The sequence below is a fragment of the Aureliella helgolandensis genome (assembly GCF_007752135.1).
GTDB lineage: Bacteria > Planctomycetota > Planctomycetia > Pirellulales > Pirellulaceae > Aureliella > Aureliella helgolandensis.
Window position 1 is genome coordinate 6259515 of record NZ_CP036298.1, and the last position, 12357, is coordinate 6271871.

Here is a 12357-nt window from a genome sequence, read left to right on the forward strand (position 1 = left end):
ATGAATATTACTAACAAACAACGAACGCTCACCCCTGAACTGCTGCATAACATCGATGCCTATTGGCGAGCCGCCAATTATCTATCCGTGGGGCAGATCTATCTGCATGACAACCCGCTGCTCAAACGCCCCCTGGAGTTGTCCGACGTCAAGCATATGCTGCTTGGGCACTGGGGAACGACACCAGGCCAGAATTTCATTTACGCCCACTTGAATCGTGTCATAAAACAATTTGACCTCGATATGATCTATGTTTCTGGCCCAGGTCATGGAGGTCCATCGGTGGTCGCGAACACCTACCTGGAAGGTAGTTACAGCGAAATCTATCCTGAAATCAGTCAGGATGAAGCTGGCCTGAGGAAATTGTGTATTCAGTTCTCTTTTCCGGGCGGCATCCCCAGTCACGCGTCGCCAGAGTGTCCGGGGTCTATTCATGAAGGGGGCGAGCTGGGCTATTCGCTGAGCCATTCGTTCGGCGCGGTGTTCGACAATCCCGATCTGATCGTCGCCTGTGTCGTCGGCGACGGCGAAGCGGAAACGGGCCCGTTGGCTACCGCCTGGCATTCCAACAAGTTTCTCAATCCCGCCACCGACGGTGCGGTGCTACCGATCTTGCATCTCAACGGTTTTAAAATCGCCAATCCAACCGTGCTGGCCCGCATCGAGCCTGAAGAACTTGAACAACTGTTTCGCGGCTACGGTTGGACCCCGTATTTTGTCGAAGGCGACGACCCCGAGTTGATGCATGAAGCGATGGCGGCGGCGTTAGACCTTTGCATCAAACAGATCAAGTCTGCCCAACGCGACGCGCGAGAGAATGGAAACTTGACGCGGCCACGTTGGCCAATGATCGTTCTCCGGTCCCCCAAGGGCTGGACGGGCCCCAAAGTAGTCGACGGCGTACCCATCGAAGGTACTTTCCATTCGCACCAAGTGCCCTTATCCGATCCCAAGACTCACCCGGGACACTTGAAGTTGCTTGAAGATTGGCTGCGAAGTTATCGCCCCGAGGAACTGTTTGAAGAATCCGGTCAGCTCAAACCGGAACTTGCCGAACTTGCGCCTCAAGGCGAACGAAGGATGGGCGCCAATCCTCATGCCAACGGTGGCAAATTGCTCCGTGATCTAAAGATGCCCGATTACCGAGATTACGCAGTGAACGTTCCACAGCCCGGCATCCGCGGTATCGGCGATACGCATGAACTCGGGCGATTCATCCGCGATGTGGTTCAGCTCAATACCGAGCAGAAAAACTTTCGCGTCTTTGGCCCGGACGAAACGGCCTCCAACGGTCTGGAAGCGGTTTTCGACGTCACATCGCGGCAATGGGATGCCCGCATGGAAGAGAATGACGAGCACCTGGCTCCCGCCGGTCGCGTGGTCGAAATGCTCAGCGAACACCAATGCGAGGGATGGCTGGAAGGCTATCTGTTGACCGGTCGGCACGGGCTGTTCAATTGCTACGAAGCATTCATTCACATCGTCGACTCGATGTTCAATCAGCATGCAAAGTGGTTGAAGGTGACCAACGGCCTACCGTGGCGGCATAAGATCGCTTCACTCAATTACTTGCTGGCCTCACACGTGTGGCGACAGGACCACAACGGATTCACCCATCAAGACCCTGGCTTCATCGACCTTGTGGTCAACAAGAAAGCGTCAGTCGTGCGGGTCTACCTTCCGCCGGATGCAAATTGCCTACTGTCGGTCATGGACCACTGCTTGCGAAGTCGGCAGTACGTCAACGTCGTGATCGCTGGTAAACATCCGGCACCACAGTGGTTGACGATGGAAGCAGCCGAAAAGCATTGTGCCGAAGGAATCGGGATATGGGATTGGGCCAGCAATGAGGACGGTGGCGATCCCGACGTCGTAATGGCTTGTTCTGGAGACGTACCGACGCTGGAAACGTTGGCCGCCGTTTCGATTCTGCGAGAGCACTTACCGACCCTAAAAATTCGCGTCGTCAATGTGGTGGACTTGATGAAACTGCAACCCGATTCCGAACATCCCCACGGGCTCAGTGATCCAGCCTTTGACGCCTTGTTCACTAGCGACAAACCGGTAATTTTCGCGTTTCACGCTTACCCATCGTTGATCCATCAACTGACCTATCGCCGTAACAATCACCGCAACTTGCATGTTCGTGGTTACAAGGAAGAGGGCACCATTACCACACCGTTTGACATGACCGTGCTCAACGAGTTGGACCGCTTTCATTTAGCCATGGATACGATCGATCGGTTACCGCAGACGGGTGAGAAGGGACAAGCCTTGAAGCGAAAACTAGCTGACAAGCTTGTCGAGCACTCGCAATACATCCGTAAAGAGGGACGGGATATGCCGGAGATTCGCGATTGGAAATGGAGTACTCCATAGATGGCACTACGGCTTTACCTGATGCGACACGGTGAGACTGAATGGTCGTTATCGGGGCAACACACCGGGCGCGTTGATATTCCTCTGACCGTTCATGGCGAGCACGAAGCCCGCCAACTGGGGCAGCGGCTTCGCGCGATAAATTTCGAGCAGGTGTGGGTCAGTCCGCTGCAGCGCGCTCGCCAGACCTGTGAACTGGCCGGTTGCGGCGAACACGCCCAGAGCGAAGCGGATTTGACCGAGTGGGACAACGGAGACTACGAAGGGCACACGCACGCCGACGTATCTCGCGAGCATCCAGATTGGAATCTGTTCCGCGACGGTTGTCCCAATGGAGAATCGCCCGACCAGATATCGGCTCGCGCCGATCGGCTGATTGAACGCTTGAAACAACTCGATGGCAACATTGCGTTGTTCTCGCACAGCCATTTTGGACGGGTGCTGGGCGTTCGCTGGATTGGCTTGCCTGTCCAAACTGGCCAGCACTTCATCCTGCATACCGCCTCACTCAGTGTGCTGTGCTTCCAGCACGAACGGGTTGACGAACCTGCGATTGAGGCGTGGAACAGCTAGTCGTCGCGCCAGGAAGAAAATCCAACGTCGAATGGTAGCGAAGTTTTTCGAAGCGGGAGCCCGCAAGAAGGAAGCCCAATTCGGACGACTTCGCGACGCGTACTCTAGCCCCGATTGTGTCCACACATCTTGCAGACCATTCGAGGCTTTGCTGGAATTGGCAAGCAGGTGTTCGCGTCCTGCATCGCCGTGTACGGTATCCTATTGGCTCCAACCGGCTATCAGGTCCGCAGCAAACCGGATGTACGCTCTGGGCCGCGACCGCTGGAAGTTGAACAGGTACTGAAAATTCGAGAGAATCCAACCGAGAACAAAAGGGGCGTGATAAGTTCTCTATGAGCATCGCTGTTTCCATCGAATTCAAAGACTGAGCCTAAAGTACCATGACAAAGCGATTTCCACTTCTACTGTTGGCCATCAGTGCCCTTCTACTTCTGGTCTTCTACAGTCAATGGACCCCAGAGGCGGCGCGAGTCTCGGGGTTCATCGAAGCCGACGAAATCCGGCTTGGTTCTCGTGTGGGCGGACGCGTCGCAAATGTTCAAGTCACAGAGGGGCAACCCGTTCAGGCTGGCGAAGTGCTGGTTGAGTTAGAACCGTTTGACCTGCTGGAGCGAGAAGCGCAACTGGAGTTTTCGCTGGCGGCTGCAGAGGCCGACTACAAGCGCTTTTCCAATGGATTCCGCGACGAGGAAAAGGCTCAAGCAAAATCCAGGTTCGAACAACTGCAGGCAAGGCTTGACCTGCTGGCTGCGGGAGCGCGACAGGCGGAAATTGAGGCTGCACGTGGGCGTTTATCAATGGCTCAAGTCGAAAGGAAGCTTGCCGAGCAAACGTTTAAGAGAGTCGAGCAGCTTGTCCTAGAGAATGCGGTGTCCCAACAAGAGGTTGAGGCCGCTAGCGAGGCCCTGGAGGCCGCAGCGGCCAATGTTGTCGTTCGACAGCAGGAGTTGAATCTACTCGAAGCGGGTACGCGTAAAGAAGAGCTGCGCGAAGCTGCAGCGCGCCTAGAGGAGGCGTATCAGGCTTGGCAATTGATGGAGCATGGTTACCGCGCCGAGGAGATAGAGCAGGCCCAAGCCGCTCGAGATGCAGCACAAGCCGCATTGGAAGCAATTCGTCAACAAAAGGAAGAGCTCAACATCAAGAGTCCTATTGATGGATCAATTGAATCGCTTGATCTGCAGCCAGGGGACATGGTGGCCGCGGGAGCGCCGGTGTTATCAATGTTGGACAAAGACAATCTCTGGGTGCGGGCCTATGTGCCCCAAAACCGCATTGGCATCAAAGTAGGGCAGACCGTTCGCGTTACCGTCGACACCTACCCTGACGAGCCGTTTACAGGCACGGTCTCGTTTGTTGCTCGCCAAGCTGAATTCACGCCTAACAATGTTCAGACGCTGGAGGAGCGATCCAAACAAGTTTTTCGCTTCAAAGTGGCCATTGAAAATCGACGAGACCTGCTCCGCCCGGGAATGATGGCCGATGTCTGGCTGGAGCAAGCAGGGGGAGGAGAATGAACACTCCCATCATTGACGTGCGTTCCCTGTCTCGGTCGTTCGGTACGCTTGTGGCCGTGCAGGATGTTTCATTCCAGGTACATCGAGGCTCAATCTTCGGACTATTGGGGCCCAACGGAAGCGGAAAATCGACGATCATACGCATGTTGCTGGGGATTCTTCCGCCCAGTAAGGGTGACGCCAGTGTGCTCGGACTGAATGTGCGCAGCGACGCAGAACAGATCAAACCGCGTGTCGGTTACATGTCCCAGCAATTCAGCCTCTATGGCGATCTCTCGGTACAAGAAAATCTTGATTTCTATGGTCGGATCTACGGGCTTGATCGGGAGCGTTTGGCTGAGCGACGCGAAGACGTACTCAGCCTGACCGGCCTGAAAGACCGACTACCGCAGTTGGCAGATACGCTTTCAGGTGGTTGGAAACAACGACTGGCTTTAGCTTGCTCGTTGATCCATGAACCGGAGGTTCTATTCCTGGATGAACCGACCGCCGGAATTGATCCCGTTGCACGGCGACACCTCTGGGATTTGCTGTTCGAATTGTCGGGTCGGGGAGTCACCCTGTTCGTCACCACGCACTACATGGACGAAGCAGAACGATGTACTGAGGTCGGCTACATCTATCAGTCTCACTTGCTTGTACTGGGTAAGCCTCACCAACTGAAACAGCTCCCCGAAGTTAATCCTGCAGGCACGCAACGGTACGAAATTCGTCTGCCAAGTCCGGCACGACATCTCGCCGCCTTGCGCCGTCTACCCGAGGTCCATGACGCGACGCTTTTCGGCGAAACGATTCACCTGCTAATGGACCAATCGCATTCACCCCGGCAGATTCTTAGCCAATTGGAGTTACCACCGTCGGCGGAGACGCGCAAGATCTCTCCGAGTTTAGAAGATGTCTTCGTAACCTTGACGAGCAACGCCGAGAAGCAAAGCATTGAACCAGGAGCTCCCCCGAGCGTTCCCGACGCCGACCTCGCCACCAAGGATTCAACTCCTCCACCATCCCTAACTTCTTCGCCAGCCCTAGCCGCTCCACCAGCCCTAACTTCTTCGCCAACCCTAGCCGCTCCCCCTCCGCCAGCGGCTACCGCCGCAGCCCCTCCTGCGACATCCAGGGCTGCTAAGCCCTTTTCCCGAGTACGTTCCGGGGTTGTTCCCAATGCCGCATCGCCAGCAAAGCCGCACCGAAACTCATGGACGGGACTGTGGGCTGTGTTGCTCAAGGAACTGGTTCATATCCGCCGGCAACCGACGACGTTGTTTTTTATGCTGGTGATCCCAGCGATGCAGACCATAATTTTTGGATATGCGATCGATACTCAGATTGAGCACATCCCAACGGTCATGTTCAATATGGATGGCCGACAGATATCGCGAGAGCTAACCGCCGCATTCGAGAACACGCGTCGCTTTCGCATTGACGCACAGGTGCGGGACGAAGAATCCTTTCAGCGAGCGCTGTCATCGGGACGGGCCAAAGTCGGAATTCGCATTCCCCCTAATTATGCCGATCAATTGCTGCGTGGCGAACAAACGAAGCTACAAGTTTTGATTGATGGCAGCGATTCTCAAGTCGCGACAACGGCGCAGAGTACCGCACAACTTCTCGGCATGAACTTGTCCATTCAGATGGCCAGAGCCAAAGGCGATGCGCTGCAATTAGCACCAGCCCGCAACGCATCTGGTCAAGGCGTCTTGCCCATCGAGGTGCGGACGCGAATGCTTTACAACCCGGATCTAGACAGCTCCCATTTCTTTGTGCCTGGTTTGGTCGGGATCATCCTGCAATTGGTCACGCTATTCCTAACTTCCTTTGCCGTCGTACGTGAGCGCGAACTTGGCACGCTCGAGCAACTGTTTGTAACTCCCGTCGGCCGCAAGGGACTGCTGCTCGGCAAGCTCTTGCCATACGCCTTGGTTGGATTTCTGTCGTTTTTAATCGTCTTGGTGGTCATGATCTACGTTTTCCATGTCAACATCCGCGGAAGCATCACATTGTTGCTCGTATTATCGATGTTGTTCATGGTGTGTTCGCTCGCTCTGGGATTGCTGGTGTCGACCATCGCTAAGACGCAACTCGAAGCGTTTCAGTTCGCGTTCGTCATCATGCTGCCATCGGTCTTGTTATCTGGATTTGTTTTTCCACGCAGTGAAATGCCCCTACCGATCTACTTAATAACGTTCACCATTCCAGTGACTTACTATATTGAAATCCTGCGAGGCGTAGTCTTACGGGGCGCTGACTTCGTGGACCTGATGCCCTGGGTGCTAGGGCTGACGATTTGCGGCGTGGTCGTTCTTACCTTGAGCGTGGCCCGATTCCAAAAGCGAATCAGTGGATAGACGGGGTAACTTGGGGTGTAGCCGACGGCACCAAACAGGGAGCACTTGGCGAGCATCCGAGGTCTGACAACGCTAGCGACAAGAGTACACAGAAACGGACAATCATGAATCAATGGGAACAGATTGAAGGCACGCCCTATCCGCTCGGAGCCTACTGGGTCGCCGAAGACAACGCGTACAACTTTTCGCTCTACTCCAAACACGCTGAAGCAGTTCACCTGCTCTTGTACTCGAAGCAGGACGTAGTCCATCCCGTTTTCGAATACGCGATGGACTACCTGAAAAACAAGTCGGGTCCGGTGTGGCATTGCCGGATCAGCAGGGCCGATGCGGCGGACGCCGCGTACTACGCCTACCGGGTCGATGGACCAGCACCGCAGGGGCAATTCGAATGGCACAGCTTCGACTTCGAAAAAGTGTTGCTCGATCCCTGTGCCCGCAGTGTCTACTTTCCCGATGCCTTCAGCCGCCAAGCTGCTTGCCGCCCGGGCTCCAATGCTGGCCAAGCACCGCTGGGCGTACTTCCAACGCAGCTCTGCGAAATTGATTGGCAAGACGACAAGCAACCACGGCACAACAGCGAATTGGTGATCTATGAGCTGCACGTGAAGGGGTTTACGCAGCACCCAAGCTCCGGTGTGCCCGAGTCCCATCGTGGCACTTTCCTAGGCATTGTCGACAAGATCCCGTACATCGTCGACCTTGGGATCACTGCCGTTGAACTAATGCCCGTGTTCCAGTTTGATCCGGACGACGACAACTACTGGGGGTACATGCCACTGAACTTCTATTCACCCCATCATGCCTACGCCACGGACCCAGCTGCCTGCAAAGTCCAGGCCGAATTCTGTACGATGGTCAAGGCACTGCATGCGGCTGGCATCGAAGTCATCTTGGATGTCGTCTACAACCACACTTGCGAAGGCGATCAGACTGGACCGACCTACAGCTTCAAAGGGATCGACAACAGCTCCGCCTACATCATAACCGGCAATGCAGAGGCACCATTTGCTAACTACAGCGGTACGGGAAACACGCTACACACCGCCAACCGAGCCGTTCGCCGACACATTGTTGACAGTCTTCGATTTTGGGACAGCGAAATGCACGTCGACGGGTTCCGCTTCGACCTCGCGTCCATTTTCACGCGCAGCAGCGATGGCTCGATCAATCTCGATGACCCACCGATTATCAGTGAGATCGGCACCAACGCCGACTTAACCAACAATCGACTCATCGCCGAACCTTGGGATGCCGGAGGCGAATTCCAACTTGGTTCAAAATTCCCCGGGCAGCGATGGATGCAGTGGAACGCCCACTATCGCGATACCCTGCAACGCTTCGTCCGAGGTGATCCCGGTTTGGTATCCGACTTGATGACTAGGATCTACGGTAGCGCCGACCTCTTCCCCGATGATCGTTTTCACGCCTACCAACCTCCGCTAAGCATCAATTACATCACGTCCCACGATGGATCCACGCTGTACGATCTCGTTACCTACACCAACAAACGCAACTGGGCCAATGGCCACAACAACACCGACGGCGCGAGTGAATCGAGTTGGAATAGTGGCTGGGAGGGCGACGAAAACGTCCCTCCCGAGGTGTTCCAACTGCGGAAACAACAAATCAAGAACTTCATCTGCCTGCTGATGCTCTCCAATGGCACGCCAATGTTTCGCATGGGGGATGAATTTCTGCAAACGCAAGGCGGAAACACCAACCCCTACAACCAAGACAATGAAACGAGCTGGCTAGACTGGAGTCGCCAAGCGATCCATCAAGACGTGCACCGTTTCGTCAAACACATGATTGCCTTCCGCCGAAGCCATCCCTCGATCAGCCGATCAAGGTTTTGGCGAGAGGACATCAAGTGGTATGGAACAGATTACTTGGTCGATATGTCCCCTACTTCCCAGCAACTCGCCTACTGCCTCCACGGCGGATCCCAAAACGATACAGACCTCTACGTCATGATCAATGCCGCAGCCACACCAGCCACGTTTGGCATTCAAGCCGGTGCGCCCGGTACTTGGCACCTAGCCGTCGACACTTCCCGGCCGAGTCCAACAGATATCACACTAGAGCTCACCGCTCCAATCGAAGAGACAAACTATCAAACAGCAGCTCGAAGCGTCGTCGTCCTGCAAAGTGCAGAGGCACCTGCTCCTGGCAAGGCGTAGCCCTAGCTACTCCCCTGCGGCAGGGATCGACTGCATGAAAGCCGGAACGCCAACACAGACGACGGCGTCACAATCTGCACGGCTTGTTGCAATAGTAACTCACCGCGTGCGCGAAGGCCGGATTCGTTGCTGACAATTCAATATAGGGGTGCGATTTTGGCTTTGCATTAGAAGATGCAACGAAATCGACAAGCCGTTCAAGCGATCGTGCCCCCAGGCCTAAGGATTCGATGCCAGCTGACTCCTCTTCCGATGCTTCATCCACCGCGAGTTTGGTTGGGAAGCAATCAGCTCGATTGCCGGGCGATGTGCCTTCTGAGGAACCACATGAAGGTGGGCGATTCGAATCGACAACTCCCTCAATTGCGTAAGCCTCACCGTCCTCCTACGGAATGTAGCATCCATTCCATGCCAACTTGGATAAGAATCCGCCCTATCAGCCCGATGTTTTGCGTACGCAGTTTCGCGATTGGCAATGGCATGAGCATTGCAGTCACTTCGTAGATCCAATACTCCCAACCAAAGAAAAGAGCAACATGTCTCAATCACGCCAGACCAATCGTAGGATCGTACTAAACTCCCGGCCCCATGGCGCTCCACGGCCCGACAACTTTCGAATGGAAACCTCCAGCTTGCCAGTCCCCGCCGATGGGCAGGTGTTGCTGCGAACGGTTTACCTGTCGCTTGATCCCTACATGCGGGGGCGCATGAGTGACGCAGCCTCTTACGCTCCACCGGTTGAGCTTGGCGAAGTGATGGTGGGTGGAACGGTTTGCATTGTCGAGCAATCCCAGCATTCTGACTTTGCACCGGGTGACTGGGTGTTGGCCAATTCAGGCTGGCAGGATTACGCAGTGTCGGGTGGGCAAGGTCTCATTACGTTAGGGCAAAATCTGGAACATCCATCCAGGTCTTTAGGTGTTCTGGGAATGCCCGGCTTCACGGCTTACATGGGGTTGCTCGATATTGGACGCCCACAATCCGGTGAGACGGTAGTGGTGGCTGCTGCGACCGGTGCGGTCGGCTCCGTCGTGGGGCAGATAGCCAAGCTAAAGGGATGCCGTGTCGTAGGAGTCGCAGGCGGTCCGAAGAAGTGCAAAGTCGGAGTGGAGGACTTTGGCTTGGACATGTGCTTGGATCACCACGCGGAGGATTTCTCTCAGCAACTCGCTGACGCTTGCCCGCTGGGCATCGACGTGTACTTTGAAAGCGTCGGCGGCAAAGTCTTCGACGCAGTCCTTCCGCTCTTGAACGCCAAGGCTCGCATTCCAATCTGTGGTTTAATCGCCCACTACAACGACACCGAGCCACCTGCCGGTCCGGATCGATTGCCCATGTTGATGCAGACCTTTTTGGTTCGACGCATCAAGGCACAAGGCTTCATCATCTTTGAAGACTACGGTTCGCGGTTTGGTGAATTTCTCGAGAACATGACGCCTTGGGTCTCGGAAGGCAAAGTAAAGATTCTCGAAGATGTCGTCGATGGACTGGAGAGAGCGCCAGACGCATTCATCGGCTTGCTCGAAGGTGATAACTTTGGCAAGCTCACTGTCCGCGTTGGCGACGAACACTAGCCACTCCGTTGCACTCATTCAGTAACGTGGCCCCAACGATCGGAGTGCAGAGACGCTTTGGCCGGTTCGGCGCCGGAGCTATCGAGCCGCGACGAGAGCGCGTCGATGTAGGCGGCACGCTCTTCGTCGCCGCTGAATTCGAGCGGTCGCTGCATTTGCAGGTCGCGAAGAGATCGCATGTGGTGTTTCTCCATGAAAACGCGTAGGCCGTCCAGCATCGTGCGGATGACGTCCGGGCCCTCGCGATAAATTGCCGAGGTTACCATCGCTACGTCGGCTCCCGCCAACAAGACTTTGATCAGATCGTCGGCTTGGGCAACTCCACCACTGGCCGCAAGCGCCATGGCTGGACAGAATCCATGGACCTGCATGAGAGTCTCTAGAGATTCGGTCCCAACGCCGGCACGTGTGAGCTTCCACTTGGACGCTGGCTTGAGTGTGTCCAGGCAAATATCCACTTCCGGTGCTCGCCCGTAGAGCACGAGGCCCTGCGTGCCCGATAGTAGTTGCGTAGCAAGGTGTGGAATACTCGTAAAGTTGCGGCCCAGCTTCACAAACAATGGGATGCTAATGGCTGCATTGATATCACGCACCGCATCGAGGATTGTCGTTTCAATCTCCGCTGAACTCTTGTACTCACGAGCAAGCGAGTGGTGTACGTTCAGCTCAATCGCCGCCGCACCAACCTCTTGCAACTCGCCAGCAAAGTCCACCCAGCCGCCTGCGGTGTAGCCGTTCAAGCTTGCAATGATGGGGATGGATTGCGTCACCGTTGCACGATTGACCATGGAAAGATACGACTGGGCGTCAGGACACGCCCAGTTGGCTTGAGTTCGACCGGCGCGGTCCAGCAGACGTTGTTCGGATTCCGTTATGGAGCGACCGTTCGCCTTAGTCCATTGAATCACCTGCTCTTCGAACAGCGATGGAAACACGATCGCGCCGGCACCGGCCGCTTGAATGGCGACGCGTGCCGGGTCCTGCATTGTCATTGCACACGCCCCCACGACAACGGGTGACGCCAATTTCAATCCGCCATAGTTGGCCTTCAAACTCATCGACATGGTAATTCTCAAGGTTGAAAGTAAGTGGAAAAGGACCGTCAAAATCGACCGACGGCTTTGAGCAGATCGGGAACACCGGCAACGAAGTCGTATTCGGCGTGGGGCAATGGCTGGCAGGCCATCGATTGTTGATGGATTAGTGTGTCCGCTTTGAAAGCCGCCGGATTGTGGACAATTGTTTCATCGAGTTCACTTTCCTGTTTGGACGAGACCCTGGACCGACAGACACGTGAACAACTCGAAGGTGCAGATCTTAGGCGGTAACTATTTGCAAAATTGTTGGTGGATTTGCTGCGGCGGATTTTTCTCAGCCTGTCCAAGTGCGTTCCCCAGCAGCGGTGCCTTACCTGATCATTTCCGTGGCTGGAGCCACCAGGCCCCCCAAGGATGCGCGTCACGATGACTCCCGCCATTCGTCATTCAAAAACAGAATCCTCCATGCGCTGTGAAGTCCCCCACCAAATTCGGCTGCACTCCTAGCTCTAGCAACTGCTTCGCTAGACGTACAAGGCAAATTGAGTTCGTCGAACCAACGTTCGCTGTGGCAGACAAAGCCCTGATCGCCCCGAACTCCGTTTACCGTATGCTGCGGGTGCTACCTCAGCCAGACTCGCCACGAGCCGCGTATTAGGGAACCTCGCCCATGTTCCGAAACGCACATGGCGTCCCTCCGTCACGAGCCACCAGTAGTGCAAGCGGGGTGCCAACCATAAGAAAAG

8 protein-coding genes are annotated in these 12357 nt (G+C 55.3%); 7 read left to right on the plus strand and 1 reads right to left on the minus strand.

Going from position 1 to position 12357, the window contains the following annotated elements; translation table 11 throughout:
• From Q31a_RS21955 to Q31a_RS21980, 6 genes are all read left to right on the plus strand, one after another.
• A complete protein-coding gene (locus Q31a_RS21955) occupies positions 1–2379 on the plus strand; it encodes a phosphoketolase family protein (protein WP_145082605.1) in 2379 nt (792 codons plus the stop codon).
• On the plus strand, positions 2380–2952 hold the full coding sequence (locus Q31a_RS21960; protein ID WP_145082607.1) for a histidine phosphatase family protein: 573 nt from the start codon (positions 2380–2382) through the stop codon (positions 2950–2952). It begins immediately after the preceding gene.
• Between the two features lie 383 nt (positions 2953–3335).
• Positions 3336–4472, plus strand: coding sequence for an HlyD family secretion protein (locus Q31a_RS21965; RefSeq protein WP_145082609.1), 1137 nt, complete (start codon positions 3336–3338; stop codon positions 4470–4472).
• Positions 4469–6817, plus strand: a complete 2349-nt coding sequence (locus Q31a_RS21970) for an ABC transporter permease (RefSeq protein ID WP_145082611.1) — start codon at positions 4469–4471, stop codon at positions 6815–6817. The genes Q31a_RS21965 and Q31a_RS21970 overlap by 4 nt, the downstream gene beginning before the upstream one ends.
• Positions 6818–6921: 104 nt before the next feature.
• Entirely contained in the window at positions 6922–9000 is a 2079-nt protein-coding gene (locus tag Q31a_RS21975) for a glycogen debranching protein (RefSeq protein WP_145082614.1), read from the plus strand.
• Between the two features lie 536 nt (positions 9001–9536).
• Positions 9537–10574: an NADP-dependent oxidoreductase gene (locus Q31a_RS21980; RefSeq protein ID WP_145082616.1), complete on the plus strand. Its 1038-nt coding sequence runs from the start codon at positions 9537–9539 to the stop codon at positions 10572–10574.
• Positions 10575–10588: 14 nt separating this feature from the next.
• Here the strand turns inward: Q31a_RS21980 and Q31a_RS21985 are convergent, their stop codons facing one another.
• A complete protein-coding gene (locus Q31a_RS21985) occupies positions 10589–11638 on the minus strand; it encodes a dihydroorotate dehydrogenase-like protein (protein WP_145082618.1) in 1050 nt (349 codons plus the stop codon).
• A gap of 14 nt (positions 11639–11652) precedes the next feature.
• On the opposite strand from Q31a_RS21985, the gene Q31a_RS31195 reads away from it, so the two are divergent.
• Positions 11653–11778, plus strand: a complete 126-nt coding sequence (locus tag Q31a_RS31195; RefSeq protein WP_261342684.1) for a hypothetical protein — start codon at positions 11653–11655, stop codon at positions 11776–11778.
• The last annotated feature ends 579 nt before the right edge of the window (positions 11779–12357 follow it).